The sequence below is a fragment of the Streptomyces sp. WAC00040 genome, from assembly GCF_056835925.1.
Genome location: NZ_JAKQZE010000001.1, coordinates 2,236,204 through 2,261,866, shown reverse-complemented (window position 1 = coordinate 2,261,866; position 25,663 = coordinate 2,236,204). Strand labels below are relative to the sequence as shown.

The window sequence follows — 25,663 nt, the reverse complement described above, 5'->3', positions numbered from 1 at the left end:
ATGCCGGGTTGTCAGATGTGGCGGCAACAGACCGCGGACATGCAGCGGCACAGATCGACATGCAGGCGCGCCACGAGCAGGAGGCTCGCGGCGTCTGGGTGGCGCACTGCTGTCTTCACGCCGAACACGTTAACACTTGAACTTATCGAAGCTCAAAGCTCCCCTTTGGGGCCCCTGTCGGCCCGCCCTGCCGGGTGACCGTCGGCCCGCCCTACTGGGTGACGCCGTCCTCCTGCTTGCGGTTGGCCTCGAGACGGGCCTTGGCGCTGTCCACCTTGGTGACGATCTGGGCTGACATCGCGTCACGCTGCTTGCGCAGCAGCACGAAGCTGAGCGGCGCGGAGAGCACGAGCGCGAGCAGCACGACCCAGACGAAGTTGGAGTCGCCGAGGCCCTTGGGGAGAGCGCCGACCTGGACCAGTCCGGCGACGACGACGAAACAGCCGACGAAGATCGCCAGACGCAGTGCGGTGTACTTGATCGCGGCACTCGTCCTTGCAGCGGACACGGCGGGCCTTCTTCCTTGCGTACGACGTGGGTGCCTGTCCAGTGAAGCACGCCGCCCGGAGGCGCTAGCCGAGGGGCAGCAGCATGATGACGTCGTCGCGGTCGTCGCCGTCTCCGACCCGGATCGCCCCCGGCACCCGGCCGACCTCCTTGTAGCCGCAGGCGGCGTAGAAGTGGTCGGCGCCGGTGCCGCCGCGGCAGGTCAGACGTATCGCCTCGATGCCGTCGAACCCGCGGGCGGCGTCGGCGGCGGCCGCCATCAGATCGCGCCCGTAGCCCCTGCCCTGGTGGCAGGGGTGGACCATCACCGTGTAGAGCCAGATCCAGTGCTTCATCAGGCGGTGGGTGTTGAAGGCGAGGAAGGCGGTGGCCGCGATCGCGCCGGCCTCGTCGCGGCCGACGAGCAGCCGCATCCGACCGTCGGCGATGGCGGTGAGGTGGCCGAGCCACCCCGGCCGGACGTCCTCGGCCGACACGGGCGGGACGAAGCCGACGGCGCCGCCGGCGTTGCTGACGTCCGTCCAGAGCGCGACGACACCGTCCCGCAGCTCGTTCGTGAGGGCCGGGTCGAGTTCGAAGGTGAGGGCCATGCCAGCCAGCGTAGAAAACGGCGAACCCCGGTCGGGGCCGGGGTTCGCAGAGCGAGACGGACGCGGTCCGGGGTCTCAGACTCGCATGGGCTGCGGCGACTCGCGACGGTCGGCGTCGGGGCCCGGGTACTCGCGGATGATCTCGTAGCGGGTGTTGCGCTCCACGGGACGGAAGCCGGCGTCGCGGATCAGGTCGAGCAGGTCGTCACGGGTCAGCTTGTTCGGCGTCCCGTAGTTGTCCGCGTCGTGCGTGATCTTGTACTCGACGACCGAGCCGTCCATGTCGTCCGCCCCGTGCTGAAGGGCGAGTTGGGCGGTCTGCACACCGTGCATCACCCAGAAGACCTTGACGTGCGGCACGTTGTCGAACAGCAGCCGCGACACGGCGAAGGTCTTGAGCGCCTCCGCCCCGGTCGCCATCGTGGTGCGCGCCTGGAGCTTGTTGCGGACCTTGCCGTCCTGCATGTCCACGAAGTCGTGCTGGTAGCGCAGCGGGATGAAGACCTGGAAACCACCGGTCTCGTCCTGGAGTTCACGCAGCCGCAGCACATGGTCGACCCGGTGGCGCGGCTCCTCGATGTGCCCGTACAGCATGGTGCACGGGGTCTTGAGGCCCTTCTCGTGCGCCAGGCGGTGGATGCGCGACCAGTCCTCCCAGTGGGTGCGGTGGTCGACGATGTGCTGGCGGACCTCCCAGTCGAAGATCTCCGCGCCGCCGCCGGTCAGCGACTCCAGACCGGCCTCGATGAGCTCGTCGAGGATCTCGGAGGCGCTGAGCCCGGAGATCGTCTCGAAGTGGTGGATCTCGGTGGCTGTGAAGGCCTTCAGCGAGACGTTCGGCAGGGCCTTCTTGAGCTCGGAGAGCGAGCGCGGGTAGTAGCGCCAGGGCAGGTTGGGGTGGAGCCCGTTGACGATGTGCAGCTCGGTGAGGTTCTCGCCCTCCATCGCCTTCGCGAGGCGGACGGCCTCCTCGATGCGCATGGTGTACGCGTCCTTCTCGCCCGGCTTGCGCTGGAACGAGCAGTAGGCGCACGACGCGGTGCACACGTTGGTCATGTTGAGGTGCCGGTTGACGTTGAAGTGGACGACGTCGCCGTTCTTGCGGGTGCGCACCTCGTGCGCGAGACCGCCGAGCCATGCCAGGTCGTCCGACTCGTAGAGGGCCATGCCGTCCTCACGCGTCAGCCGCTCACCGGCCCGGACCTTCTCCTCGAGCTCGCGCTTGAGTCCTGCGTCCACTTCGGGCCGCCTCCCATACGTCTACCAATCGGGCTCCACCCACGGTATCCCTAGCTCTCCTCCGGCAGGTCGCCGACCCGGTTCTCCCACTTGGTGGAGAGCACGATGGTGGTCCGTGTGCGCGAGACGCCGCGCGTCCCGGAGAGCCGGCGGATCGTCTTCTCGAGGCCGTCCACGTCGCTCGCGCGCACCTTGAGCATGTACGAGTCGTCGCCGGCGATGAACCAGCAGTCCTCGATCTCCGCAAGGTCCTTCAGCCTGCGCGCCACGTCCTCGTGGTCCGCGGCGTCGGAGAGCGAGATGCCGATCAGGGCCGTGACGCCGAGGCCCAGGGAGCGGGCGTCGACGGTGGCGCGGTACCCGGTGATGACGCCCGCCGCTTCCAGGCGGTTGATGCGGTCGGTGACGGAGGGGCCCGAGAGCCCCACGAGCCGGCCGAGCTCGGCGTACGAAGCCCTGCCGTTCTCGCGCAGGGCCTGGATGAGCTGCCTGTCCACGGCGTCCATATGCCTGAGCCTTCCATTATTCAGCGATACCGCAAGTTTACGTGTAGAATCTAAGGTACACAGGGCCGACACCCTGCGATTCACTCAAATGATCAGAGTTGATCCCACAGGATCACGATCCATACAGGAGATGACACTTACCGTGTACACGATCGAGATGGCCTACGCCCACATGCGACAGCTGCAGGAGCTGGCCAACCGCTCGCGTGCCCACCAGCCCGCTGCCGCCCGCAAGGCCACCACGGCCCGCGCACCGCGCACCGGCAAGAAGCGCTAATCGCCTCCGGAGCCACCACCCAGCTCCCCCTTCCAGCGGCGGTACAGCCGATGCGGCACCCCTGCCGCATCGAGCACCCGCCCCGCGACGAAGTCCACCAGATCCTGGATGTGCGTCGCCCCCGCGTAGAACGCCGGAGAGGCGGGCAGCACCACTGCGCCCGCCTCGTCCAGCGTCACCAGGTGCTTCAGGGTCTGTCCGTTCAGCGGGGTCTCCCGCACGGCGACCACCAGAGGGCGCCGTTCCTTGAGCGTCACGCTCGCCGCCCGCTGCAGCAGATCCTTCGAGAGCCCGAGCGCCACACCCGCCACACAGGCGGTCGACGCCGGCACGATCAACATCCCCTTCACCGGGTACGACCCCGACGACGGCCCGGCGGCGAGGTCCCCGGCCGCCCAGTGCCGCACGTCGCTCACATCGACGTCGAAGCTGTCCGGCTTCCCGTCGGCTCCCCTGGCCAGCCACTGCCGCAGGTCCTCCTGCCAGTGCGCGTCCCGGAAGGCGATACCGGTCTCGTCGAGCAACGTCAGCCGCGAGGCCCTGCTGACCACCAGGTCCACGCTCTCGCCGGCGGCCAGCAGACCGCGCAGCACGGCGGCCGCGTACGGCGTGCCGGAAGCACCGGACACCCCCACGACCCAGGGCCGTCGACTGTTCACTTCTCGCTGCTCCACACCGCCGAGCCTATCCGGCCGCGCGAACGCGGAACCGGGCACGGTGCGCGGGACGTTCCCGTCACACAAGCGCGTGCACACCGCAGGGGGCGACGATGACCCGTACAGAGGTCAAGGAGTGGGGCAGATCGGAGCGGGCCGGGGCCGCGGCCAAGCTGGTCCTCGCCTTCGTCGCCCTGCTGTGGCTGCTGGAAGCGGTCGACGTGGCGACGGGACACGCCCTCGACTCCTACGGCGTGGTCGCCCGTGAGCCGGACGAACTGGTCGACATCGTGCCGTCGGCGTTCATGCACTTCGGCTTCGCGCATCTCGCCGCCAACAGCGTCCCGCTGCTGGTCTTCGGCTTCCTGGCGGCGCTGGCCGGCGTGCGCCGCTTCCTCGCCGTGGCGCTGATGATCATCCTGGTGGCGGGCATCGGCGTCTGGCTGTTCTCCCCCTCGGGGGCCAACACCGCCGGGGCCTCCGGCCTGGTCTTCGGGCTCTTCGGCTACCTCGTGGTGCGCGGCTTCGTGGAGCGCAAGCTGCTGGACGTGTGCGTGGGCCTGCTGATCGGCGCGGTCTGGGGCAGCTCGATCCTGTTCGGTCTCTCCCCCGCGAACACGGGCGTGAGCTGGCAGGGCCACCTCTTCGGCCTGCTGGCGGGCATCGGGGCCGCGTTCGTCTTCCGCGCCCGCGCCCGCGCCTGAGCGGACGGGGCGGTCAGACCGTCAGGCCCCGCACCACGAGATCGAGCAGGGCGCACACGAAGAGCGAGATCCCGATGAAGCCGTTCGTCGTGAAGAAAGCCCTGTTCAGACGGGACAGGTCGTGCGGCCGGACGATCGTGTGCTCGTAGAGGAACGCCGCCGCAACGATCACCAGGCCCGCCCAGAACAGCACGCCCGCGTCCGTCGCCAGCGCGAACCAGACGAGCAGGCCCGTCGTCACGACGTGCGAGGCGCGGGCGCCGTACAGCGCGGCCGGGATGCCGAAGCGGGCCGGGACGGACTTCACCCCATGGGCGCGGTCGGCCTGCACGTCCTGGCAGGCGAAGATCAGGTCGAAGCCGCCGATCCACACGCCCACGGCCAGACCCAGGATCACCGCGTCCCACGACCACTCGCCCGTGACCGCGATCCACGCGCCGACGGGGCCGATGGCCTGCGCGAGACCGAGGATGGCGTGCGGGAAGTCGGTGAACCGCTTGCCGTACGGATAGACCACCATCGGCACGACCGCGACGGGCGCGAGCGCCAGGCACAGCGGGTTGAGCAGCGCCGCCGCGCCGAGGAAGACGACCAGCGCGATCAGCGCGCCGGTCCACGCGGACCGTACGGACACCGCGCCCGTGACCAGTTCGCGCCCCGCGGTGCGCGGGTTCCGTGCGTCGATCTCGCGGTCGATGATCCGGTTGCAGGCCATTGCGAAGGTCCGCAGACCCACCATGGCGACGGTGACGAGCAGCAGGTCCGTCCAGTGGACCCGCCCGTCCAGCTGGAACATCGCGGTGAGGGCGGCGATGTAGGCGAAGGGCAGCGCGAATACCGAGTGCTCGATCATCACCAGCCGCAGGAAGGCCTTCACCTTCCCGGTGGGCTGCGGTGCCGGGCCGGAACCCACGACCCCGTCGGCGGTCGTCATCATGCGAGGCTCCCGAGGAACGCGTCGAGGTCGGCCAGCAGCCCGGCGACGGGCAGCGGCCCCGTCTCCACGGTCAGCGGCGTCCCGGTCTCGTCGTCGGGCGGTGTGACGCGCGCCGTGAAGGCGTACGCGTCCGCACCGGCAGGACGCGCGTCCAGACTCAGCACGGCCCCGCCGTCGACGGTGAACGGCCCGGACGCCGCGGCGAGCTCCGAGCGCAGCCGCTCCGCGAAATCGGCGGGCTCCGCGTCGCGTACACCGGGCAGCTCGAAGCCGTCGCCCTCGCCGTCGTTCTCCACAAGGACCGCCCAGGTGTCGCCGGCGCCCGCGAACTCCTCGGGCGCGACGCCCGCCTGCTCGGCGGCCAGCCGGACACCCGGGTCGGCGGGGTCGAGCTCGGGGCGTACCAGGGCCACGTAGTCGGTGTCGGTGCCGATGTAGAGGGCGGGGCCGCCCACGGCGATGGGACTCACAGGCCGTACTCCTTCCAGCGGCGGTCGACGAGCGCCGCCGTCGAGGGATCGGACTCGACCATCTCCGGCCAGCCTCCGTCCCGCGTGTACCCCTCCTCCGGCAGTTTGCGCGTCGCGTCGATGCCTGCCTTGCCGCCCCAGAACTGCTGGTAGGACGCGTGGTCCAGATGGTCGACTGGGCCTTCGACGACGGTGAGGTCGCGTGCGTAGTCGGTGTTGCCGAGCGCGCGCCAGGAGACTTCGTGCAGGTCGTGGACGTCGCAGTCCTTGTCCACCACCACGATGAGCTTGGTCAGCGACATCATGTGCGCGCCCCAGATGGCGTGCATCACCTTCTGGGCGTGCTTCGGGTACTTCTTGTCGATCGAGACGATGGCGCAGTTGTGGAAGCCGCCCGACTCCGGCAGGTGGTAGTCCACGATGTCCGGCACGATGATCTTCAGCAGCGGCAGGAAGAAACGCTCGGTCGCCCGCCCCAGCGGCCCGTCCTCCGTCGGCGGCCGGCCCACCACGATCGACTGGAGCAGCGGCCGCTTGCGCATCGTGACGCAGTCGATGGTCAGGGCCGGGAAGGGTTCCTGCGGCGTGTAGAAGCCGGTGTGGTCGCCGAAGGGGCCCTCGGGCAGCATCTCCCCCGGCTCCAGCCAGCCCTCCAGGACGACCTCGGCGTTCGCCGGCACCTGGAGCGGCACCGTCTTGCAGTCGACCATCTCGATCCGCTTGCCCGCGACGAAACCGGCGAACAGGTACTCGTCGATGTCGCCGGGCAGCGGCGCGGTCGAGGCGTACGTCACGGCCGGGGGGCAACCGAACGCGATGGCGACCGGCAGCCGCTCGCCCCGCTCCGCCGCCACGGCGTAGTGGTTGCGGCTGTCCTTGTGGATCTGCCAGTGCATCCCGATGGTGCGCCGGTCGTGGCGCTGGAGGCGGTACAGGCCGAGGTTCCGTACGCCCGTCTCCGGGTGCTTGGTGTGGGTGAGGCCCAGGTTGAAGAAGGAGCCGCCGTCCTTGGGCCAGGTGAACAGCGCGGGCAGAGCGTCCAGGTCGACGTCGTCCCCGCGCAGGACGACCTCGTGCACGGGCGCGTCCTTCACCTTCTTCGGCGGCACGTGGACCATCGACCCGAGCTTGCCGAACGCCTCGCGCACCCCGATGAAGCCGTGCGGCAGCTCGGGCTTGAGCAGCCCGCCGATCTTGTCGCTGATCTGCGCGTAGGACTTCAGCCCGAGCGACTTCAGCAGCCGGCGGTCGGTGCCGAACACGTTCATCGCGAGCGGCATCGCGGAGCCGCGCACGTTCTCGAACAGCAGGGCCGGACCACCTGCCTTGTTCACCCGGTCGACGATCTCCCCGACCTCGAGATACGGGTCGACTTCGGCCTTGATGCGCTTGAGGTCGCCCTCGCGCTCCAGCGCCCGGAGCAGGGAGCGAAGATCGTCGTAAGCCATGGGGTCAAGTATCGGTCACCCGCTACCCTGGCCCCGTCACCGGGGCCGGGGAAACGCCGCCCCGCCTAAGTCTCCAGGGGGCTGTCCCACATGCTCAGGGCGCTGATGTACATCCTGCCGCTGGCGCTGACGATCTACGCGTTCGTCGACTGCCTGAACACCCCCGAGGACGAGGCGAAGCATCTCCCCAAGCTGGCCTGGGTGTTCATCATCCTGCTTTTCTGGATCGTCGGCCCGATCGTCTGGTTCGCCGCCGGCAAGATGCGCCACGCCCCGGCCGGCGGCCGCACCCCCTCCGAATGGCACCGCAACCACCGCACGCAGTGGGTCGCCCCCGACGACAATCCGGACTTCCTGAAGTCCCTCAAGGACGAGAACGAGAAGGACGAGGCGGTCCTCAAGGACTGGGAGGCCGACCTGCGCCGCCGCGAGGATGAGCTGAAGAAGCGCGAGCAGGGCGGCGAGGGCGACAAGTCCTGACGTGGAGATCCGCCTGCTGGTCACCTTCGAGAAGGTCGCGGCACACCTCAGCTTCACGCAGGCCGCGGCCGAGCTGAAGTACGCCCAGTCGAGCGTCACCAGCCAGATCCGCTCGCTGGAGAGCTCCCTGGACACCGAGCTGTTCGACCGGCTCGGCAGCCGCATCCGGCTCACGGAGGCGGGCGAACGACTGGTGCCCTACGCCCGCAGGATCATCGAACTGTCGGAAGAGGCGCGGGCGGCCGTCGTCGAGACCGACGAACCGGCGGGCGCCATCACCATCGGCACCATGGAGTCGCTCACCTCCTACCGGCTCCCGGAACTGCTCGAGCTGTTCCACCACCGCTATCCCCGGGTCAAACTGTCGCTGCGCCCCACCCTGGGCGACGAGACCCGCCAGGCGCTGCGCCACGGCGTGTACGACATCGGCTTCCTGATGGAACGGGAGACGGAGCACCCGGGCCTCGAGAGCGAGGTCCTGGCTCCGGAGCCGCTGGTACTGGTGGCCGCGCCCGGCCATCCGCTGGCGGGCGCCGGGCAGCTGACCACCGCCGACCTGGCGGACGCCCAGCTGGTGGGCACCGAACCGGGCTGCCCGTACCGGGACCTCTTCGAGGGCGAACTGCGCGAGCGGACCGGGGCGCCGCCGCCGTTCATGGAGTTCGGCACGATCGAGGCGACCAAGCGGGGTGTGGCCGCAGGTCTCGGCGTCGCGCTGCTGCCCCGGATGACGGTCGATGCGGAGCTGGCGTCCGGGGCGCTGGTGGCGCTGCCGTGGGAGCCGCCGTTCCGGCTGCACACGCAGGTGGCGTGGCGGGAGGGGAAGCGGCTGCCCCGGCATGTGCGGCTGTTCATCGACGAGACGGTGCGGCTGGTGCGGGAGCAGGAGTCGTAGCGGAAGCCTTGGTCGTGGCGGAGCGGGCCACGGTGCGCGGTTGCCGGGCGCGGTTGATCCGCAGCGAGGCCAGGAGGATCAGCGGGACGCCGAGCGCCTGCACCAGCCCGATGTGGTGCCCGTACACCGCCCAGTCGGCGACCATGGCGACGGCCGGGTAGACGAAGGCCAGCACGGCGATCTTCGCGGTGGCGAGCTTCTGGTAGGCCGAGTACATCAGCACGTACATGAGGCAGGTGTGGATCAGGCCGAGGCCCACCAGCCAGGCCCAGCCGACGTCGAGACCGCTCACCGCCGCGAAGTCGGCGAAGGGCAGCAGCAGCGGGATGCCGACCAGCACCTGCACCAGCGCGACCAGATGCGGCTTCACACCGGTGACGCGCTTGGTGATCACCGTGGAGACGGCGTAGAACAACGCGGCCAGCAGGGCGAATCCCAGCCCGGCGAGCGGGCCGGGGTCCGTGGGGCTCACGCCGGAGACGAGGACGAGACCGGCGAACGCGACGCCGAGCCAGCCGAAGGTCGCGGCGGTCAGCCGCTCCTTGAACAGCAGCGCGCCGAGCAGCACCACGTAGAACGGCTGGGTGTGGTAGACGACGGTCGCGAGCGAGATGGACGACTCCTCGTACGCCTCGAAGAGGAACACCCAGTTGAAGACGATGAATACGCCGCCGAGCGCGGCGAGCCCCAGCTTCTTCGGTGTGAAGGCGTGGTCGGTGAAGTAGCCGCGGGCCAGGCAGTAGGCGCCGAGGGCGAGGGCGCCGAACAGGCAGCGGAAGAACACGACCTCGAACGGGGAGGCGCCCGACTCGACGACGAAGATGCCGAGGGTGCCGGAGAGCACCATGGCCAGGGTGAGTTCGACGGTACCGCGCCTGGTGGCGTCCGCGGCGGTCTGCACGGTCTCGGTTGTCATGTCTGTGAAGCTACGAGCGGCATACCGGGGCGGTCCACGCGCCAGTGGGGCGTCCTGCCGATGGGCCCATAGGCGCGTCCGATGGGTCCCGGAGCGGAGAGGAAGCGCATGGCACAGGACAGGTACGGGACATGGCTGGAGACGGCCCTGGCGGAGGCCCGGGCCGGCCTCGCGGAGGGCGGCATCCCCATCGGGGCCGCGCTCTACGGCGCGGACGGCACCATCCTCGGCCGTGGCCGCAACCGCCGTGTGCAGGACGGTGATCCGTCGGCGCACGCCGAGACGGAGGCGTTCCGTGCCGCGGGGCGGCAGCGTTCCTACCGCGGCACGACGATGGTGACGACCCTGTCGCCGTGCTGGTACTGCAGCGGTCTGGTGCGGCAGTTCGGCATCTCGCGGGTGGTGATCGGTGAGGCGGAGACATTCCACGGCGGCCACGACTGGCTGGCCGGGAACGGCGTGGAGATCGTGCTCCTCGACGACCCGTCGTGCCGGACGATGATGCGTGACTTCGTCGCCGCGAGCCCCGGTCTCTGGCAGGAGGACATCGGCGACTGAGGGCGCCGCTACGCCGCGGCGTAGGAGTCCCGCAGTTCCTGCCGGCGCTTCGGCGTCCAGCGGGCCCAGTCGGTCGTCGGCCTGCCGCCGAGGGCGTCGTCGAGCAGTTCGAAGTGGTTGTGCCAGCAGGCCAGGCAGTCCGGCAGCACGTCGTCGTCGCAGCGCAGTCCGTTGGTGAAGCGCACCACGGTGCTGCCCTCTCGGTGCGGTTCGAGGTGGAAGCGGATACGGCCGTGGACGGAGACGGTGTACTCGGCGACCCGCTCCACGTCCCAGGCGGTGACACGTCCTTCGGCGACGGTGTGCCGGCCCTGGGCGTCCGCGTCGAGACGGCGGAACCGCACCGCGCCGCCGACTCTCGGTTCGAGTACGTCGGCGGCGCACAGCCAGCTAGGCAGCCCTTCGGGCGTGGCGACGGCGGCCCACACCGAAATCACCGGATGCGGCAGGTGGAGTTCGTACCGCAGCAGGTGAGTGCCGTCGTCCCGGGTCTCGACAGTGCCGTGGGGGATTACGTCACTCATGCCTCCAGCGTCACCCCTCGGCGGCGCGGGCGCTACCTCACTCCACGCCCGCGTACGAGTGCAGGCTGTTCACGAACATGTTCACGCCGTAGTAGTTGAACAGCCAGCAGGCGAAGGCGATCAGCGCCAGGTACGCGGCCTTGCGACCCTTCCAGCCGGCCGTCGCGCGGGCGTGCAGATATGCGGCGTAGGCGACCCAGGTGATGAACGACCAGACCTCCTTGGCGTCCCAGCCCCAGTAGCGGCCCCACGCGTCGCCGGCCCAGATCGCGCCGGCGATGATCGTGAACGTCCACAGCGGGAAGACGGCCGCGTTCACGCGGTAGGAGAACTTGTCGAGCGACGCGGCGGCGGGCAGCCGCTCCAGGACCGAGGAGGCGAAGCGGCCGGGCTTGCCGCCGCGGTCCAGCTTGGCCTCGTAGGAGTCGCGGAACAGGTAGAGCACGGTGCCCACGGCGCCGAGGTAGAAGACCGCGCCGCAGAAGATCGCGGTGGAGACGTGGATCCACAGCCAGTACGAGTCCAGGGCCGGGACGAGCTGGTCGCTCTCCGTGTAGAGCCAGGTGACGGCGATGCCCAGGTCGAGCAGCACCGTGGTGACCAGCGGCAGTCCGGCCCAGCGGACGTTCTTCTTGGCGAGCAGCAGCGCCAGGTACACACCCACGACAACGGTCGAGAACGTCGTGGAGAACTCGTACATGTTGCCCCACGGCGCCCGCTGCACCGACAGGGCGCGGGAGGTGACGCCTGCGGCCTGGATCAGGAACGCGAGCGTGGTCAGGGACACGGCGATGCGGCCGTACAGGTCACCGCTCTCCGTGCCGCCGTGCGCGCCCGGGCCGTCGGGTACGTCACGGGCGCCGCTCGCGGTCCGGGTGATGACCTCGGGCTTCTCCAGAACGGCGGTGCCGCCGCCCTTGACCTGGATCTTCGGGGCGTCGGCCGGGGTCTTCCGGTCGGGGGAGGTCAGTGCGGCGGCCGTACGGGCCACCTTGCTGCGGCTGCCGAGCGTCCACTCGGCGATGTGCGCGAAGAAGGCCAGCGTGTAGACGGCCATCGACGAATAGATCAGATAGTTGCTGATCTCCGCCAGGTTCGCGTTGGTTGCGGCGGCGAGCGTCACTTCTCAGCCCCTTCGGCAGGAACTTCTACGGGTTCAGGCGCGGTCGGCGCCTGTGCATGGAGGGTCGCGGCCAGCTCCGCCAGCTCCTCGGGGAGCTTCGCGGACTCAGCTCGGCCGAGGCCGGCCATCTCGACCACGGTCACACCGTCCGCGCTGCGAACCGCGCGCACCCAGACGCGGCGGCGCTGGATGAAGAGTGAGCCGATCAGACCGGTGATGGCGGCGATCGCGCCGGCCAGGGCCCAGCCGTTGCCGGGCTGCTGAGAGATCTGGAAACTCGCCCACTCCTTCACCTCGTTCTCGAAGGTGATGGAGCCGGCGCCGTCGGGGAGCTTCATGGTTTCGCCTGGCCGCAGACGCTGCTTGAGGATCTCACCGTCCGCGTCCTTGAACTGCTCCATCTTGCGGGTGTCGAGCTGGTACACGTTCTGCGGCAGGCCGGCGTCGACGCCGAGGCTGCCGTGGTAGCCGGTCAGCGCGAGCACCGGGTACTCGAGCCCGGGGAACTGGGAGAACATGTCGCCGTGTCCCGCGCCCGCGAACGTCGGCACGAAGAAGGCCTGGAAGCCGAGCTGGTCCTTCTTGCCGTCCTTGTCGCGGTAGCCGTCCATCACCTTGATGGCGCCGGTCGACGTGACGTTGGAGTCGATCGGCAGCAGCGGCACGGCGCCGCTGGAGACGACCTTGCCCTTGCCGTCCCTGACAGTGACGACGGGTGCATAGCCGTGCGACAGCAGATAGACCTTGGTGCCGTCGACCTCGAGCGGCTTGTTGACCTCGATGACCGACTTCCGCGCGGGACCGTCGCCCTTGGACCAGGTGACGGCTGCCTCATAGGTGCGCGGAGTGCCCCGCTGCGGGCCGTCCTTCGCGTACGTCCCGGTGAAGCTGTCCAGGCTGAAGCTGAACGGCACGAGTTCGTCGGTGTCGAACAGCGACCCGGACTTGAAGTCGTCGTACTGGATGAGCGTGTTGGAGAAGCCGTCGCCCTCGACGATCAGCTTCCCGCCCTCGGACTTGAACAGCGTCCCCGTGGCGAAGGCCACCAGCATCACGATCAGCGACACATGGAAGACGAGGTTGCCCGCCTCGCGCAGGTAGCCCTTCTCCGCGGCGACGGCGTCGCCTGCCGCGTCGGCACGGAAGCGGCGCTTCTTGAGGATCGCCAGGGCCGCCTCGCGCACCTGCTCCGGATCGGTCCCTGTGCGCCAGGTGGTGTACGCGGGCAGGCGGGTGAGCCGCTTCGGCGCGCCCGGCGGCCGGCTGCGGAGCTGGCCGACGAACTGCCAGCTGCGCGGCACGATGCAGCCGATGAGGGAGACGAACAGCAGGATGTAGATCGCGGAGAACCACACCGAGCTGTAGACGTCGAAGAACTGGAGCTTCTCGTAGACCGGCGTCAGGAGGTCGTGCTGCTTCTTGAACGCCTGCACCTTGAGCTCGTCCACGCTGTTCTGCGGGACGAGGGATCCCGGGATGGCGCCGAGCGACAGCATGAACAGCAGGATCAGCGCGACCCGCATGGAAGTCAGCTGGCGCCAGAACCAGCGGACCCAGCCCATGACGGAGAGCGTGGGCCCGCCGATCGCCTGGTCGGCCGGATTCTCCACGGGGGCGGTGGACAGCTGCGCCCCGGCGTCGCCGAGGTCGCGCTCTTCGGTCTTGCTCATGAACTCAGATCCCCACCGTGAAGCCGTTCGACCATCCCTGCATCTCTCGCACCAGGGTGTCCCATGCACCTGTGAGCAGCAGCAGACCGGTCGCGATCATCATGACCCCACCGATCCGCATCACCCATGTGTAGTGCCGCTTGATCCAGCCGAAGGCGCCGAGCGCCTTGCGGAAGGCGACCGCGGCGACGATGAACGGCAGCCCGAGACCGAGGCAGTACGCGACAGACAGTACGGCCCCGCGGCCCGCGCTTCCCTCGTTGAGCGCGAGGGCCTGCACCGACGCGAGGGTCGGGCCGATGCACGGGGCCCAACCCACTCCGAACAGCGCGCCGAGCAGCGGCGCGCCGACCAGGCCGGTCGCGGGCTTCTTGTGGAAGCGGAACTCGCGCTGGGTGAGCCAGGGCATCAGCCCCATGAAGAACACGCCCAGCAGGACCATCAGCACGCCGAGGACCTTGGACAGCACGTCCCGGTGTCCCAGCAGGGTGTTGCCGAAGTAGCCGAAGAAGGCGCCGCCTGAGACGAAGACGACGGTGAACCCGAGGACGAACAGCGACGCGCCGACGACCATCCGGCCGCGCCGGGCGTCGGCCAGGTCGGTGCCGGTGACGCCGGTCACATAGGAGAGGTAGCCGGGCACCAGAGGCAGGACGCACGGCGAGAAGAAGGAGACGAGTCCGCCGAGCACGGCGATGGGCAGCGCGAGGAGCAGTGCGCCGCCGAACACCGTCTCGTTCATGCCGGACGCTGCGGCCAGAACTTCCACAGGATCACTTCTCCGCGATCAACGGGTCGATCATCTTGCGGAGTTCCTCGTCGTCGAGCGCCTTGAGCGAGCGCGCCGCGATCTTCCCTTCCCGGTCGAGGACGATCGTGGATGGAATGGCCTGCGGGTTGAGGCTGCCCTTGGGGAAACCGTTGACGATCAGCTTCCCGATCGGGTCGTAGAGGCTCGGATATCCGACGCCGTAATCCTTCTCGAAGGCGAGGGCGGGGCCCTTCTGCGGGTCGCGGGTGTTGATCCCGACGAACTCGACTCCGTCCGCCTCGGTCTCCTTGGCGACCTTCGCGAAGTAGGGCGCCTCGGAACGGCAGGGGGCGCACCACGATCCCCAGACGTTCATCACGACGATCTTGCCCTTGAGGTCGGCGATGTCGAGGCGCCCGCCGTCGAGGGTCTCGCCCGCGAGCTTCTTGGGGGCCCGGCGCTCGCCCTTGGCGACCGTGTCGATGCCACCGGTTCCGGTGACGAAGTTCGTGTCACCGCCGCCTCCGGACTTCCCACCGTCGCCGCAGGCCGACAGGGTGAGCGCACCTGCGGCGACCAGGGCGGTCAGCAGGGCGGCGCGGGGGGCACGGCTAAGGCTCATGTGAAAAGTTTCGCATGGGCCTGGCGGGGATCTTCCGCACCCCCCTGCGTGCCCGTTTAGGGCCGTTGTCAAGCGGCCTTAAAGAATGCGTTCCAGCCGCCCGCCGGCGCCTGACCGGTCCCGAGCGTACGCAGCTTGGCGAGCACCTGCGGATCCTGCACATCGAGCCAGTCGCAGAACTGCCGGAAGGACACCAGCCGTACGTCCTTCTTGCCTGCCATGCCTTTGAGTGCTTCCTCCACGGCGTCCATGTAGATGCCGCCGTTCCACTGTTCGAAGTGGTTGCCTATGAAGAAGGGTGCGCGATTGGTCTCGTAGGCCCGCTGGAATCCGGCGAGATAGGCGTCCCGCGCCTGCTTCTTCCAGCCCGGATAGCGGGAGGGCATGCCGTTGGTCGAGTTCTTCGACTGATTGGCCAGCATGTTGTAGTCCATCGACAGGACTTCGAAGGTGTGGCCGGGGAACGGGACGGACTGGAGCGGCAGGTCCCAGAGGCCCAGCTTCTTCCCGGGCCACATCTGGTGGCCGCCGGGTGAACTGGCGTCGTAGCGCCAGCCGAGCCGCTTGGCGGTCGGCAGCAGATTGTCCTGGCCGAGCAGGCAGGGGGTGCGGCCGCCGACGAGTTCCTTGCGGTAGTCGAAGGGCAGCGGGTCGATGTCGTGCCAGCCGCTGTTGGTCCGCCATTCGGTGACGAACTTCACAGCCTGGTCGATCTCGCTCTGCCAGTCCGCGGAGGTCCAGTTGCCGACGGAACCGGAGCCGCCGCAGAAATGCCCGTTGAAGTGGGTGCCTATCTCATGGCCGTCGAGCCACGCCTGGCGTATGCACTTCAGGGTGTCCTTGATGTGGTCGTCCGTGAGATAACCGATGTCGGACGCGCCGATGGTGTTGTTGGGCGGCCGGTAGAGCGACTTCTTCGATTCGGGCAGCAGATAGATACCGGAAAGGAAGAAGGTCATTCCCGCGCCGTGGTCCCTGGCCAGTTCCAGGAAACGGGGGAAGAGGCCGTTGCCGACTTCGCCCGCGCCGTCCCAGGAGAAGATCACGAATTGCGGCGGTGTCTGGCCCGGTTCCAGCGGGACGGGCTTCGGCGGCTGGTGCGGCTGCTTTCCCGTGTCGGCGGTGGAGCCGTCGCCGATCAGCCGTACGGGGTTCTTCGACGGGGAGGGGCTGCTGCTGCCCTTTCCCTGGCCGACCCCCTCGGCCGGGTCGGTACGTCCGCCGCCGAAGCCGTTGGAGCCGCAGCCCGCCACCCCGATGGCCGCTGCGGCCCCAAGTCCCGCTCCGAGCAATCCCCTTCGGCTGATCTCCCGCATATCGCCCCCATCCGCGCTCTCCTGGTCACGAGAGCAGTTGCTCGAACCGGCGAACAAACCGGCACAAGCTGAGATGCGCTGTGGAACTCGCGGGTTCCGGGTAACTCTGCTTATTTTTCTTGAATACGGGTGATCGAATACGGGACCGGCTATGCGCCGAATGCCTTGCTCTTCCCCTTCACCGGCTTGGCGCCGGCGAGGAGATGAGGCGGCACAAGATCGCGGGCCGGTTCCGTGTATCCCACGGAGACGATCCGGTCGCCCATGTACGTGAAGGTGGTCAGCGAGGCGAGTGTGCACTGCCGGCGCCGCGGGTCGTGCCACAGCCGGCGGCGCTCCACGAAGCTGCGCAACGTCCAGATGGGCAGCTGGTGGCTGACGCACACGGCCTCGTGACCGCGCGCCGCGTCCCGTGCCGCGTCCAGCGCAGCCATCATCCGCACGACCTGGTCCATGTACGGCTCGCCCCACGACGGGCGGAACGGGTTGGTCAGGTGCCGCCAGTTGCCCGGTTTGCGCAGCGCGCCGTCGCCGACGCCGAATGTCTTGCCCTCGAAGACGTTGCCCGCCTCTATCAGCCGCTCGTCCGTCTCGAGAGCGAGGCCGTGCCCCTTGGCGATGGGCGTGGCCGTCTCCTGGGCGCGCTCCAGCGGCGAGGCGACGACATGGGTGATGTCCCGGCCTGAGAGGTGCTCGGCGACCCGGTCGGCCATCTGCCGCCCGAGTTCGGAGAGGTGGTAGCCGCTGCGGCGGCCGTAGAGGACACCGTCGGGGTTGTGCACTTCACCGTGGCGCATCACGTGCACGACGGTGATCTCGCCGGCCTCGCGCCGGACGTCGCCGTCCGTCGCCGCGACGCGCTCCAGCGCTGCCTCGACGGCGCCGGCCCGGGGCGTCAGGGCGCCGGAGTCGGCGCCCCCCGTGGGGCGGTGGCTGCCGGCGCTCATGCCGTGGCCTCCGCGGCGGCGCGGGCGGCGGCGGGCAGGGCCGCGGCGATCCGCTCGATCGCCCGCTCGTCGTGCGCCGTCGACACGAACCAGGACTCGAAGGCGGACGGCGGCAGGTAGACGCCCTGGGAGAGCATCGAGTGGAAGAAGGCGTTGAAGCGGAACGCCTCCTGCTTCTTGGCGTCCTCGTAATCCCTGACCTCGGTCGGGGTGAAGAAGACGGAGAACATGTTGGACGCCGTCTGCAGCCGGTGGGCGACGCCCTCCTTGGTCAGTGCCTCCGTCACCAGGGCGCGGATCTCCTTGGAGACCGCGTTCACCTTGTCGTAGGCGGCGTCGTCGAGGAGCCGCAGCTGCGCGAGACCGGCGGCGGTGGCGACCGGGTTACCGGACAGGGTGCCCGCCTGGTAGACCGGGCCCGCCGGGGCGAGGTGCGCCATGACGTCCTTGCGGCCGCCGAACGCCGCGGCGGGGAAGCCGCCGCCCATGACCTTGCCGAAGGTCATCAGGTCGGGCGCGACACCGTCGACGCCGTACCAGCCGGCCTTCGAGGTGCGGAAACCGGTCATCACCTCGTCGGAGATGTAGAGCGCGCCGTTCTGCGCGCACGCCGCCTTGAGACCCTCGTTGAAACCGGGCTGCGGCGGGACGACACCCATGTTGCCGGGCGACGCCTCGGTGATCACACAGGCGATCTGGCCGGCGTTGGCGTGGAACGCGGTGTGCACGGCCTCGAGGTCGTTGTACGGCAGCACGATGGTGTCACCGGCCTGCGCGCCGGTGACACCGGGCGTGTCGGGCAGGCCGAACGTCGCCACTCCCGAACCGGCGGCCGCCAGCAGGGCGTCCACGTGCCCGTGGTAGCAGCCGGCGAACTTGATGATCTTGGGTCGGCCGGTGAAGCCGCGGGCCAGCCGGATCGCCGACATGGTCGCTTCCGTACCGCTGGAAACCAGCCGAACCTGCTCGACGGGCTCGACACGGGCCACGATCTCCTCGGCGAGGGCGACCTCTCCCTCCCCCGGCGTGCCGAACGACGTGCCGCGCGCGACCGCGGCCTGCACCGCCTCGATCACGGCCGGGTGGGAGTGCCCGAGGATCATCGGCCCCCACGAGCACACGAGGTCGACATACTCGCGCCCGTCGGCATCGGTGAGGTACGGACCGGTACCGGACACCATGAACCGGGGCGTACCGCCCACAGCACGGAAGGCACGGACGGGAGAGTTCACGCCGCCGGGCGTCACGAGGGACGCGCGGTCGAAAAGCGTCTGCGAAACTGGGGCGTCATAGGGAAAGCTCACGGAATCCATGGTCTCAGAGGCTCGGACGTATCTGCGGACAGGTGTTTCACCACACGTTCGTGGGGGAGGTCACTGTCACGATGATCGGGTTGCGCGGCGGGGGCTGCGAGTGGTCGGGTGGAGATATGCATCGCGGTGGCGGACTGGGCGAGGGGACCGACGACCTGGGTCCTGAGCCTGCCCGGCGCGGAAAGCACCGGCGAGGCGAAGGCGACGAGCCCGTGGGAGGCAGGAGCGGCCGAGTGGGGGTGACCTACAAATACTTCGGCGCGCCCGACGGAGCCACCGCGGCCCGGGTGCCGATCTCGATGCGCCCCGAGGAGCTCGGCGGCGACGAGCTCGGCATGGGCGGAATGTTCACGAAGATCAAGCCGGAGACCATAGCGGCCATGGTTCTCACCGGCATCCAGGGCATGCCGCTGAACAAGGTGCCGCCGCTGGAGCTCGTCGTACTGCACCCCGACTACGCGGTGGTGAAGCTGCCGATGACCGTGGTCGACCCGCTGCGTGGCATCGGCGAGGAGTCGGTGGGCGCGGCGGCGTTCATATGGTCGACGGTCCCCGACCGGGGCGGGCCCAGGGACGCGTTCAACGTGTACCAACTGCTCCACGAATGGCAGGACTTCTCCCACCGACTCCACGAGGCAGGGCATCAGCCGTATTGCCTCGTCTGGCCCTGAACGGGCGTTTTGCCGGGGGTCGGCCGGATGTCCGAGCGCGCCCCGACCCCGACCGCGGTTCCTGACCTGGCCCTGACCGTGCCCGGCCGCCTGCTCACTGCCCTGACCTGTCCTGGCGTGCCCCGCCCTTGACCTGTCCGGTCGGCGTCAGACGCGGCCGAGTTCCGCCGCGCCGAAGGACACGTCGAACCGGTCGCACCAGATGGTGACGCTGTTGTAGCGGGCCGGGTCGGTGCCGGCGGGCAGGGCGTAGTTCTGGTCGCCCTTGTTCCCCTTCAGCTTGCCGAGGCTCACGTGGGCCCCGTCGTCGAAGACGTGCCAGCCGGCCCGGCCTGCCTTGACCGGAGCGTCGGTCAACCAGACGTACAGGTCGGGGCCGTTGCTCGTGTCCAGGTTCTCCAGCCGGACGGTGTAGGAGCCGTCGGGCAGCCGGAGCAGCCGTACGGAGCCGGACGTCTCGTGCTCGTGGCTGATCAGCTCACCGGCCGCCACCTTCGCCGGACCGGGCGGAGTCGACGGCGACGCGGGCGCCGCCGAGGGCCCGCTCGGTGCGGCGGACGGCGGCTCGGCATCGGCCGACGTCCCCGGCAACGCCTCCTGCACCGTCTCGTCCTGCCAGAGCTTCCACGGCTGGAACCAGTACAGCCCCACGACGGCCGCCATCACGACCACGATCACCACGGCGATACCGGCCGGCCTCGCGAGTACTGAGCGCATGCGTCCCATTGCCATCCCCACCTCCTAGAACAGCTGTTACAGGTCCCATTCAACGAGATCCCGCACCGCCATGGAGCCGGGAAGTCATGACGGTTCCCTTACGCCACGGCACGCACCGGCCCGACGGCCGGCGGCACTGCCCTTCTGTCGTCCGTCCGCTCCACCGTTCCCGCGTTCTTCCGCGGCCCGAGCGCGCCACATGGCGGAGGCGTGCCCGGGGCGGGCGCTCACCCGGTCGGCATCATCGGCATCCAGCCGACCACGGGAGTTCGCCGCCGTGCCGCCGCGCATCGGAGTCGGTGTGGCGCATGACCCGACCCGGCCGGCCTCCGGTCATCCAGCCCGGCCCCGGCCGAACGTCGCCTCCGACGTCCCGCCGCCGGCCGAGCGTGTCCGGAGAGGTCCCGCGGGGGGAGCCGCTACGGCAGTCACTTCCGGTCGTCCGGCCGCGCGTGTCGGGGGAGGTCGAGGAGGAAGCCGCTACGGCCGCCGCCATTCCGGGTCGCGGCCGGTCAGGGCCAGCAGGCGGTCGAGGTCCGACGCCCCGGCGCCGCTGTCGGGCAGGGGGAACTCCTCGCCGAAGGCGCCCATCTTGCGGCCGGTGGGGGCGAGCTCGGCGCAGGACCGGAGCGCTTCGGCGACGACGACCGGGTCGGGCTCGTACTCCTGCCCCGTGGCGCGGGCGAGATCCCAGGCGTGCACGGTGAGGTCGTCGAGGGCCATCCGGCCGACGGTGCCGGCCGGCAGCCCCATCGCTCCCGACGTGCCCTCCTCTGCGCCGGGTTCCCCCCATGCCTTCACCAGTGCGGCGGTCTCCCTCTCGAAGGCGGCACGCCAGTCGCCGTGCCCGACATAGTCCGGTGCCACGGAGAAGTCCGCTTCCTTCTTCGCCGCCAGCGCCTGGAAGTTGACCATGACCTGGAACAGGTGGTTCGCGAGACCGCGCACGTCGTACTCGGCGCACGGGGTGGGCTGGTCGAGCTGTTCGTCGGTGATGCCGCACACCACCGGAACGGAGCGCTCCGCGGCCGCTGCCAGCAGTTCACTGAGGGGTTTCGTCATGGGGTCACGGTAGGCAGCGTCACCATGGCCGCGTATTGAAAAAACGCGACACCCCGCTCGGAGGAACACGCCACCTGGCGGTCCTAGGATCGAAGAATGACCGGTCCGCGACGCGACACGAGAGGCATCGTGGAGGCTCGTGAACTCTTCGCGCGGGTCCGTTTCCGGCGGCGCGAGCCCGCGCCCGCCCTTCGCCCGTATCTCGAGCACTACTGGTTGATCGACTGGGATCTGACCGAACCGTACGCCTCCCATGTGGTTCCCCATCCGTCGGTCAACATGGTCTTCCAGCGGTACGACGACGAGCCCGCCCTCGCCGAGGTCGCCGGCATAGGGCTGGAGCTGTTCACACACAAGCTGGCCGGGCGGGGCCGGGTCTGCGGGGTGCAGTTCCGGCCCGGCGGCTTCCGGCCGTTCGCGCCGGACCGACCGGTGTCGGACTGGACGGGGCAACGCCTGCCGTTCGGTGACGTACTGCTGCCGGGCCGGGACGAGGAGACGCTGCGCACCGCCGCGCACGCCGTCGTGGACCCGGACGGCGAGGACGCCCGGGTGGCCGCGCTGGACACCTTCCTGCTCGGGCTCGACCCGCGGCCGGACCCGCGGGCGGAACACGCCATGGAGCTCGTCGAACTGGTCCGTACCGACCGTTCCGTGCGGCGCGTGTCCCAACTCTCCGGCGCTGCGGGCCTGTCGGTCCGGTCCCTGCAGCGTCTCTTCGCCGGCTGGGTGGGCGTGGGGCCCAAGTGGGTCATCCTGCGCTACCGCATCCATGAGGCACTGGAGCGCGCCGAACAGGCCGACGAACGGACCGGTGGACCGGCCGGCGGTGTCGACTGGGCCGCACTCGCCGACGACCTGGGGTACAGCGACCAGGCGCATCTCGTAAGGGACTTCACGGCGACCGTCGGCGTCCCCCCGTCGGCGTACACCAGGGCAGCGCGGTAGCCGCACGGCCGGGCCGCTGTCGTACCCGGGCCCTACAGTGCGGACATGGACGGCAAAGCGATCCCGGTACGAATCGAGCCCTGGTCCGAGGACGACCTCGAACTGCTCCGCGCGGCGAACGCCCCCGAGCTGATGGACCACCTCGGCGGCCCGGAGACGGAGGAGCAGCTCCTCAACCGCCACCGGCGGTACGTCGACCTGAGCGCCGACCGCACCGGGCGCGGCCGGATGTTCCGCATAGTCCTGGAGACCGGCGGGCGCCGCGGCGGCGAGGCCGCGGGCACGGTCGGTTTCTGGGAGCAGACCTGGGAGGACGAGCAGGTCTACGAGACGGGCTGGAGTGTGCTGCCCGCGTTCCAGGGCCTCGGGATCGCGACGGCGGGGACACTGGCGGTCGTCGAGGCGGCGCGAGCGGAGCGCAAGCACCGGTTCCTGCACGCCTTCCCGTCCGTCTCCAACGGCCCGTCGAACGCGGTGTGCAGGAAGGCGGGCTTCTCCCTCGTCGGCGAGTGCGACTTCGAGTACCCGCCGGGCAATCTGCTGCGCAGCAACGACTGGTGCCTCGACCTGGGGCCGACGGGCGGGTGAGCCGGCCGCGGCCGGTGCGCGGGCCGGTGAGGGCCGGCAGGGGAAAGCGCTGGCCGCTCCACCGCGGCCTTTGACATGCTGGGCGCTGTGAACGGACCGGAGATCACCATCGACGTCGCCCCCGAGCTGCGTCTTTTCGTGCCGTCGGACTACCGCCGGGGCCGTACGACCCTGACCACCGACGGCTCCTCGACGCTCGGCCATGTCGTGGAGTCCCTGGGCGTGCCGCTCACCGAGGCGGGCCGGCTGACGGTCGACGGCCGCGAGGTCCCCACCTCGCACATCCCGGGCGCGGGAGAGCACGTCGAGGTGCACGGCGTGGACCGTCCGCAGCACGTGCCCGGCGCCCCGCTCCGCTTCCTCCTCGACGTCCACCTCGGCACGCTGGCCCGGCGGCTCCGTCTGCTCGGCGTCGACGCGGCGTACGAGAACGAGGACATCGGCGACCCGGCCCTCGCCACGCTCTCCGCCAAGGAGCGGCGGGTGCTGCTCTCACGCGACCGGGGCCTGCTGCGCCGCCGCGAGATCTGGGCCGGGGCGTATGTGTACAGCGACCGGCCCGACGATCAACTGCGGGACGTGCTCCAGCGTTTCGCCCCCGCGCTCGCGCCGTGGACGCGCTGCACGGCCTGCAACGGCCCCCTGAAGGAGGCCGACAAGGACTCCGTCCAGGAACAGCTTCAGCACGGCACACAGCGTTCGTACGACGTGTTCGCCCAGTGCACGGCCTGCGGCCGGGTGTACTGGCGCGGCGCGCACCACGCCCGCCTCGAGGCGATCGTCACCGACGCCCTGCGCACCTCGGGCGCGTAGGCCCGGCAGGCTTCGGAGCAGGACCGGCGGGCCTCAGGGCCGCCCCTGCGTCGCCCGCGCCACCGGCCCTGTTCCCGGCCCGCGCCCGACAATGACGCCGCGCCCACTCGCGACCGTCAGGACGGCCTCGGTTCCGCTGCCGACCGCTCCGACGGCCTCACCTCGGCGTACGGCTCCGTGAGATAGCGCTGCACGGTCGGGGCCAGCCAGCTGACGACCTCGTCGCGGCTCATGTCCACGGCGGGTGGGAACCGCAGCACGTACCGGGCCATCGCCATGCCGAGTATCTGGGAAGCGATGAGCGCCGCGCGTCGGGGAGCCTCCGCGGGATCGGGGCACAGAGCGACGGCGACCGGGCCCAGCTGTTCGCGGAAGATCGCGCGGGTCCGCTCCGCGGCCGCCTCGTTCGTGACGGCCGCGCGCAGCAGCGCCGTCAGGACCTCGTCCTGCTCCCAGCGGTCGAGAAAGTGCGTGACGAGAACCGCTCCCGCATGCCGGGCCGGGAGCGCGCCCAGTTCGGGCAGGCGCAGGTCGAACTCGGAGGCGACCGCGAAGAGCCCTTCCTTGTTGCCGTAGTAGCGCATCACCATCGACGGGTCGATCCCCGCGTCACGGGCGATAGCGCGGATCGTCGCCCGCTCGTACCCGTCGGCGGCGAAGCGCTCGCGGGCGGCTCCGAGGATCGCGGCCCTGGTCACGTCCGACCGGCGGGGTGCGCCGGGTGCTTCCATCGTCATGCCAACAAATGTAGGCCAACAAGTGTTGACAAGCCAGTGCCGGGCTCTCTAAAGTTGCCAACAAGCGTTGACCAACAGATGTTGGCCCACAAGCGTTGACCGCAAGCGTTGACCATCGGCGCAGCCCTTCGGCGCCCGGATCAGGAGGCAGCCATGACCGGCAGGCCCAGCACCGGAAGCACGAACGTTCACCGCACCTCGCCAAAGACCACTCCGGCCACCGACCCCACTCCTGTCGGCCCGGACTCCGGGTTCGACACCGATGTGCTGGTCGTAGGGGCAGGCCCCACCGGGATGCTGCTCGCCGGCGACCTGGCCGCCGCGGGCGTCAGCGTCACACTCCTCGAGCGCCGCTCCCACGAGAGAAGCAACATCACCCGCGCCTTCGGCGTGCACGCACGCACGCTGGAGTTGCTCGACGCCCGCGGTCTCGCCGACGAACTGGTGCGCCACGGCACCCCGATCACCGGCCTCAGACTGTTCCGGCACCTCTCCCTCGACCTGTCCCGGCTGCCCTCCCGCTTCCCGTTCCTCCTCATCACCCCGCAGTACGAGGTGGAGAAGCTCTTGGAGCGCCGCGCCTTGGCCGCCGGCGTCGACTTCCGGTACGGGACCGAGCTCACGGGCCTGGAGCTTTCCGACTCCTCCGTCACCGCGCTGGCTACGGACGCGACCGGCACGCGGACCCTTCGCGCGCGTTATGTGGTCGGTGCCGACGGCGTGCGCAGCGCCGTGCGCGAAGCCATCGGCCTGCCCTTCCCCGGCGTTTCGGTGATCAGGTCCATCGTGCTCGCCGACGTGAAGCTCGCGGAAGAGCCCGCCGGCCTCCTCACGGTCAACGGCGTGGGGGACGCCTTCGCCTTCATCGCCCCCTTCGGCGACGGCTGGTACCGAGTCATGGGCTGGAACCGCGACCGCCAGGTGGCCGACGACGAACCCGTCGACCTCGACGAGGTCCGCGACATCGCCCGCCGCGCCCTCGGCACCGACTTCGGGATGCACGACGCCCGCTGGATCTCCCGCTTCCACAGCGACGAACGCCAGGCGCCGTCCTATCGCAAGGGCCGCGTCTTCCTCGCCGGCGACGCCGCGCACGTCCACTCCCCCGCCGGCGGTCAGGGCATGAACACCGGCCTCCAGGACGCGGCGAACCTCTCCTGGAAGCTCGCCTCCGTCGTCCTGGGCCGCGCCCCCGACCCCGAAGTCCTGCTCGAAAGCTACGAGTCGGAGCGCCATCCGGTCGGCGCGGCGGTGCTGCGCAGCAGCGGCGCCATCGTGCGCCTCGCCATGGCCCGCACCCCGCTCCACCGCGCGGCACGCTCACTGGCCGCCGCCTTCCTGAGCGCCGTCCGCCCCGCCGCCGCAAAGGCGATGGGCATGGTCTCGGGCATCGGCATCTCCTACGGCGCGCCTCGCGGCTCCCACCGCCTGACCGGGCGGCGCGCACCCGACCTGCAGCTCGCGGAGGGCCGGCTCTACGAACTGCTCCGTGAGGGCGACTTCGTCCTGGTGGGCCCTCAGGGCAGCGAGCCCGACGTCCCGCCCGTCCCCGGCCGCGTCATACGGGCGCACTGGGCGACGGACCGGCGCACCGCGCTCCTCGTCCGCCCCGACGGCTACATCGCCTGGGCGACGGGAGCCGGCACCCCGCGGTGACGCGGCAGGCCGGGGGCTCGGC

30 protein-coding genes are annotated in these 25,663 nt (G+C 69.9%); 10 read left to right on the top strand and 20 right to left on the bottom strand.

All coding sequences use genetic code 11. The annotated features are described in order from the left end of the window. Nucleotides 1-211 precede the first annotated feature (211 nt). From MDN94_RS10365 to MDN94_RS10350, 4 genes are all read right to left on the bottom strand, one after another. Nucleotides 212-508, bottom strand: coding sequence for a DUF4229 domain-containing protein (locus MDN94_RS10365; RefSeq protein WP_307707720.1), 297 nt, complete (start codon nucleotides 506-508; stop codon nucleotides 212-214). 64 nt (nucleotides 509-572) lie between these two features. Continuing rightward, nucleotides 573-1,097 (bottom strand): GNAT family N-acetyltransferase, encoded by a 525-nt coding sequence (locus MDN94_RS10360; protein WP_482725569.1) that lies wholly within the window; start codon nucleotides 1,095-1,097, stop codon nucleotides 573-575. Nucleotides 1,098-1,172: 75 nt separating this feature from the next. Further along, the gene (gene mqnE / locus MDN94_RS10355; RefSeq protein WP_482725568.1) at nucleotides 1,173-2,336 is read right to left on the bottom strand and encodes an aminofutalosine synthase MqnE; all 1,164 of its coding nucleotides are present in this window, start codon (nucleotides 2,334-2,336) and stop codon (nucleotides 1,173-1,175) included. 50 nt (nucleotides 2,337-2,386) lie between these two features. Next, nucleotides 2,387-2,842: an Lrp/AsnC family transcriptional regulator gene (locus MDN94_RS10350; RefSeq protein ID WP_005313883.1), complete on the bottom strand. Its 456-nt coding sequence runs from the start codon at nucleotides 2,840-2,842 to the stop codon at nucleotides 2,387-2,389. Between the two features lie 130 nt (nucleotides 2,843-2,972). Here MDN94_RS10350 and MDN94_RS10345 point away from each other — a divergent pair, with 130 nt between their 5' ends. Further along, nucleotides 2,973-3,119 carry a hypothetical protein gene (locus MDN94_RS10345; protein ID WP_482725567.1) on the top strand — a complete coding sequence of 49 codons (147 nt, stop codon included), beginning with the start codon at nucleotides 2,973-2,975 and terminating at the stop codon, nucleotides 3,117-3,119. Here MDN94_RS10345 and MDN94_RS10340 read toward each other — a convergent pair. Continuing rightward, on the bottom strand, nucleotides 3,116-3,778 hold the full coding sequence (locus tag MDN94_RS10340; protein WP_373465422.1) for a UbiX family flavin prenyltransferase: 663 nt from the start codon (nucleotides 3,776-3,778) through the stop codon (nucleotides 3,116-3,118). The two genes, MDN94_RS10345 and MDN94_RS10340, sit on opposite strands and share 4 nt — an antisense overlap. 110 nt (nucleotides 3,779-3,888) lie before the next feature. Between MDN94_RS10340 and MDN94_RS10335 the strand changes: the two genes are divergently transcribed. Then, nucleotides 3,889-4,479 carry a rhomboid family intramembrane serine protease gene (locus MDN94_RS10335; RefSeq protein ID WP_482725566.1) on the top strand — a complete coding sequence of 197 codons (591 nt, stop codon included), beginning with the start codon at nucleotides 3,889-3,891 and terminating at the stop codon, nucleotides 4,477-4,479. A gap of 13 nt (nucleotides 4,480-4,492) precedes the next feature. Here the strand turns inward: MDN94_RS10335 and mqnP are convergent, their stop codons facing one another. From mqnP to MDN94_RS10320, 3 genes are read right to left on the bottom strand one after another with little or no spacing between them, the layout of a single operon-like run. After that, on the bottom strand, nucleotides 4,493-5,416 hold the full coding sequence (gene mqnP, locus MDN94_RS10330) for a menaquinone biosynthesis prenyltransferase MqnP (protein ID WP_482725565.1): 924 nt from the start codon (nucleotides 5,414-5,416) through the stop codon (nucleotides 4,493-4,495). Continuing rightward, nucleotides 5,413-5,886: a hypothetical protein gene (locus MDN94_RS10325; RefSeq protein WP_482725564.1), complete on the bottom strand. Its 474-nt coding sequence runs from the start codon at nucleotides 5,884-5,886 to the stop codon at nucleotides 5,413-5,415. Before MDN94_RS10325 ends, mqnP begins: the two co-directional genes overlap by 4 nt. Then, entirely contained in the window at nucleotides 5,883-7,334 is a 1,452-nt protein-coding gene (locus MDN94_RS10320) for a menaquinone biosynthesis decarboxylase (RefSeq protein WP_482725563.1), read from the bottom strand. Before MDN94_RS10320 ends, MDN94_RS10325 begins: the two co-directional genes overlap by 4 nt. Before the next feature lie 90 nt (nucleotides 7,335-7,424). Between MDN94_RS10320 and MDN94_RS10315 the strand changes: the two genes are divergently transcribed. Next, nucleotides 7,425-7,814, top strand: coding sequence for a PLD nuclease N-terminal domain-containing protein (locus MDN94_RS10315; RefSeq protein ID WP_189467092.1), 390 nt, complete (start codon nucleotides 7,425-7,427; stop codon nucleotides 7,812-7,814). 1 nt (nucleotide 7,815) lies between these two features. Continuing rightward, a complete protein-coding gene (locus MDN94_RS10310; protein WP_482725562.1) occupies nucleotides 7,816-8,709 on the top strand; it encodes a LysR family transcriptional regulator in 894 nt (297 codons plus the stop codon). Here MDN94_RS10310 and MDN94_RS10305 read toward each other — a convergent pair. Beyond that, on the bottom strand, nucleotides 8,666-9,625 hold the full coding sequence (locus MDN94_RS10305) for a DMT family transporter (RefSeq protein WP_482725561.1): 960 nt from the start codon (nucleotides 9,623-9,625) through the stop codon (nucleotides 8,666-8,668). The genes MDN94_RS10310 and MDN94_RS10305 overlap by 44 nt on opposite strands. A 108-nt stretch (nucleotides 9,626-9,733) precedes the next feature. On the opposite strand from MDN94_RS10305, the gene MDN94_RS10300 reads away from it, so the two are divergent. Continuing rightward, a complete protein-coding gene (locus MDN94_RS10300; RefSeq protein ID WP_482725560.1) occupies nucleotides 9,734-10,183 on the top strand; it encodes a nucleoside deaminase in 450 nt (149 codons plus the stop codon). 8 nt (nucleotides 10,184-10,191) lie between these two features. On the opposite strand, the gene MDN94_RS10295 is transcribed toward MDN94_RS10300, so the two are convergent. The 8 genes from MDN94_RS10295 to hemL all read right to left on the bottom strand — a co-directional run bounded on the left by MDN94_RS10295 (nucleotide 10,192) and on the right by hemL (nucleotide 18,449). After that, complete coding sequence (locus MDN94_RS10295) at nucleotides 10,192-10,707, bottom strand: SRPBCC domain-containing protein (protein WP_482725559.1); 516 nt, start codon at nucleotides 10,705-10,707, stop codon at nucleotides 10,192-10,194. A 37-nt stretch (nucleotides 10,708-10,744) separates the two neighbouring features. After that, nucleotides 10,745-11,830 carry a c-type cytochrome biogenesis protein CcsB gene (gene ccsB, locus MDN94_RS10290; protein WP_482725558.1) on the bottom strand — a complete coding sequence of 362 codons (1,086 nt, stop codon included), beginning with the start codon at nucleotides 11,828-11,830 and terminating at the stop codon, nucleotides 10,745-10,747. Further along, nucleotides 11,827-13,500, bottom strand: coding sequence for a cytochrome c biogenesis protein ResB (gene resB, locus MDN94_RS10285; RefSeq protein WP_482725557.1), 1,674 nt, complete (start codon nucleotides 13,498-13,500; stop codon nucleotides 11,827-11,829). The genes ccsB and resB overlap by 4 nt, the downstream gene beginning before the upstream one ends. A gap of 4 nt (nucleotides 13,501-13,504) precedes the next feature. Next, nucleotides 13,505-14,242: a cytochrome c biogenesis CcdA family protein gene (locus MDN94_RS10280; protein ID WP_482727049.1), complete on the bottom strand. Its 738-nt coding sequence runs from the start codon at nucleotides 14,240-14,242 to the stop codon at nucleotides 13,505-13,507. Between the two features lie 31 nt (nucleotides 14,243-14,273). After that, nucleotides 14,274-14,873 carry a TlpA family protein disulfide reductase gene (locus MDN94_RS10275; protein ID WP_441265655.1) on the bottom strand — a complete coding sequence of 200 codons (600 nt, stop codon included), beginning with the start codon at nucleotides 14,871-14,873 and terminating at the stop codon, nucleotides 14,274-14,276. 68 nt (nucleotides 14,874-14,941) lie between these two features. Then, nucleotides 14,942-16,189 carry a polysaccharide deacetylase family protein gene (locus MDN94_RS10270; protein ID WP_482725556.1) on the bottom strand — a complete coding sequence of 416 codons (1,248 nt, stop codon included), beginning with the start codon at nucleotides 16,187-16,189 and terminating at the stop codon, nucleotides 14,942-14,944. Nucleotides 16,190-16,338: 149 nt separating this feature from the next. Beyond that, nucleotides 16,339-16,986 carry a histidine phosphatase family protein gene (locus MDN94_RS10265; protein ID WP_482727048.1) on the bottom strand — a complete coding sequence of 216 codons (648 nt, stop codon included), beginning with the start codon at nucleotides 16,984-16,986 and terminating at the stop codon, nucleotides 16,339-16,341. Between the two features lie 146 nt (nucleotides 16,987-17,132). After that, nucleotides 17,133-18,449, bottom strand: coding sequence for a glutamate-1-semialdehyde 2,1-aminomutase (gene hemL, locus MDN94_RS10260; RefSeq protein ID WP_482725555.1), 1,317 nt, complete (start codon nucleotides 18,447-18,449; stop codon nucleotides 17,133-17,135). A gap of 116 nt (nucleotides 18,450-18,565) precedes the next feature. Here hemL and MDN94_RS10255 point away from each other — a divergent pair, with 116 nt between their 5' ends. Next, nucleotides 18,566-19,120: a hypothetical protein gene (locus MDN94_RS10255; protein ID WP_482725554.1), complete on the top strand. Its 555-nt coding sequence runs from the start codon at nucleotides 18,566-18,568 to the stop codon at nucleotides 19,118-19,120. A gap of 147 nt (nucleotides 19,121-19,267) precedes the next feature. Here the strand turns inward: MDN94_RS10255 and MDN94_RS10250 are convergent, their stop codons facing one another. Further along, nucleotides 19,268-19,846, bottom strand: coding sequence for a DM13 domain-containing protein (locus tag MDN94_RS10250; RefSeq protein WP_482727047.1), 579 nt, complete (start codon nucleotides 19,844-19,846; stop codon nucleotides 19,268-19,270). Nucleotides 19,847-20,317: 471 nt separating this feature from the next. Then, nucleotides 20,318-20,899 carry a TIGR03086 family metal-binding protein gene (locus MDN94_RS10245; protein WP_482725553.1) on the bottom strand — a complete coding sequence of 194 codons (582 nt, stop codon included), beginning with the start codon at nucleotides 20,897-20,899 and terminating at the stop codon, nucleotides 20,318-20,320. Between the two features lie 96 nt (nucleotides 20,900-20,995). Between MDN94_RS10245 and MDN94_RS10240 the strand changes: the two genes are divergently transcribed. From MDN94_RS10240 to MDN94_RS10230, 3 genes are all read left to right on the top strand, one after another. After that, entirely contained in the window at nucleotides 20,996-21,847 is an 852-nt protein-coding gene (locus tag MDN94_RS10240) for a DUF6597 domain-containing transcriptional factor (RefSeq protein ID WP_482725552.1), read from the top strand. Nucleotides 21,848-21,892: 45 nt separating this feature from the next. Beyond that, the gene (locus tag MDN94_RS10235) at nucleotides 21,893-22,435 is read left to right on the top strand and encodes a GNAT family N-acetyltransferase (RefSeq protein WP_482725551.1); all 543 of its coding nucleotides are present in this window, start codon (nucleotides 21,893-21,895) and stop codon (nucleotides 22,433-22,435) included. Between the two features lie 87 nt (nucleotides 22,436-22,522). Continuing rightward, entirely contained in the window at nucleotides 22,523-23,248 is a 726-nt protein-coding gene (locus tag MDN94_RS10230) for a Mut7-C RNAse domain-containing protein (RefSeq protein WP_482725550.1), read from the top strand. A gap of 116 nt (nucleotides 23,249-23,364) precedes the next feature. On the opposite strand, the gene MDN94_RS10225 is transcribed toward MDN94_RS10230, so the two are convergent. Then, nucleotides 23,365-23,985: a TetR/AcrR family transcriptional regulator gene (locus tag MDN94_RS10225; protein WP_482725549.1), complete on the bottom strand. Its 621-nt coding sequence runs from the start codon at nucleotides 23,983-23,985 to the stop codon at nucleotides 23,365-23,367. Nucleotides 23,986-24,138: 153 nt separating this feature from the next. Here MDN94_RS10225 and MDN94_RS10220 point away from each other — a divergent pair, with 153 nt between their 5' ends. After that, a complete protein-coding gene (locus tag MDN94_RS10220) occupies nucleotides 24,139-25,641 on the top strand; it encodes an FAD-dependent monooxygenase (protein WP_482725548.1) in 1,503 nt (500 codons plus the stop codon). Nucleotides 25,642-25,663 lie beyond the last annotated feature (22 nt).

Coding starts and splice junctions, on each gene's coding strand:
- hemL (WP_482725555.1), bottom strand. CDS start 18,449: ATGGATTCCGTGAGCTTTCCCTATGACGCCCCAGTTTCGCAGACGCTT.
- MDN94_RS10335 (WP_482725566.1), top strand. CDS start 3,889: ATGACCCGTACAGAGGTCAAGGAGTGGGGCAGATCGGAGCGGGCCGGG.
- MDN94_RS10305 (WP_482725561.1), bottom strand. CDS start 9,625: ATGACAACCGAGACCGTGCAGACCGCCGCGGACGCCACCAGGCGCGGT.
- MDN94_RS10220 (WP_482725548.1), top strand. CDS start 24,139: ATGACCGGCAGGCCCAGCACCGGAAGCACGAACGTTCACCGCACCTCG.
- MDN94_RS10270 (WP_482725556.1), bottom strand. CDS start 16,189: ATGCGGGAGATCAGCCGAAGGGGATTGCTCGGAGCGGGACTTGGGGCC.
- MDN94_RS10255 (WP_482725554.1), top strand. CDS start 18,566: ATGCATCGCGGTGGCGGACTGGGCGAGGGGACCGACGACCTGGGTCCT.
- MDN94_RS10250 (WP_482727047.1), bottom strand. CDS start 19,846: ATGGGACGCATGCGCTCAGTACTCGCGAGGCCGGCCGGTATCGCCGTG.
- mqnP (WP_482725565.1), bottom strand. CDS start 5,416: ATGATGACGACCGCCGACGGGGTCGTGGGTTCCGGCCCGGCACCGCAG.
- MDN94_RS10295 (WP_482725559.1), bottom strand. CDS start 10,707: ATGAGTGACGTAATCCCCCACGGCACTGTCGAGACCCGGGACGACGGC.
- MDN94_RS10350 (WP_005313883.1), bottom strand. CDS start 2,842: ATGGACGCCGTGGACAGGCAGCTCATCCAGGCCCTGCGCGAGAACGGC.
- MDN94_RS10240 (WP_482725552.1), top strand. CDS start 20,996: ATGACCGGTCCGCGACGCGACACGAGAGGCATCGTGGAGGCTCGTGAA.
- MDN94_RS10360 (WP_482725569.1), bottom strand. CDS start 1,097: ATGGCCCTCACCTTCGAACTCGACCCGGCCCTCACGAACGAGCTGCGG.
- MDN94_RS10235 (WP_482725551.1), top strand. CDS start 21,893: ATGGACGGCAAAGCGATCCCGGTACGAATCGAGCCCTGGTCCGAGGAC.
- MDN94_RS10315 (WP_189467092.1), top strand. CDS start 7,425: ATGCTCAGGGCGCTGATGTACATCCTGCCGCTGGCGCTGACGATCTAC.
- MDN94_RS10225 (WP_482725549.1), bottom strand. CDS start 23,985: ATGACGATGGAAGCACCCGGCGCACCCCGCCGGTCGGACGTGACCAGG.
- MDN94_RS10280 (WP_482727049.1), bottom strand. CDS start 14,242: ATGAACGAGACGGTGTTCGGCGGCGCACTGCTCCTCGCGCTGCCCATC.
- MDN94_RS10345 (WP_482725567.1), top strand. CDS start 2,973: ATGACACTTACCGTGTACACGATCGAGATGGCCTACGCCCACATGCGA.
- MDN94_RS10320 (WP_482725563.1), bottom strand. CDS start 7,334: ATGGCTTACGACGATCTTCGCTCCCTGCTCCGGGCGCTGGAGCGCGAG.
- MDN94_RS10275 (WP_441265655.1), bottom strand. CDS start 14,873: ATGAGCCTTAGCCGTGCCCCCCGCGCCGCCCTGCTGACCGCCCTGGTC.
- resB (WP_482725557.1), bottom strand. CDS start 13,500: ATGAGCAAGACCGAAGAGCGCGACCTCGGCGACGCCGGGGCGCAGCTG.
- MDN94_RS10245 (WP_482725553.1), bottom strand. CDS start 20,899: ATGACGAAACCCCTCAGTGAACTGCTGGCAGCGGCCGCGGAGCGCTCC.
- MDN94_RS10300 (WP_482725560.1), top strand. CDS start 9,734: ATGGCACAGGACAGGTACGGGACATGGCTGGAGACGGCCCTGGCGGAG.
- MDN94_RS10265 (WP_482727048.1), bottom strand. CDS start 16,986: ATGCGCCACGGTGAAGTGCACAACCCCGACGGTGTCCTCTACGGCCGC.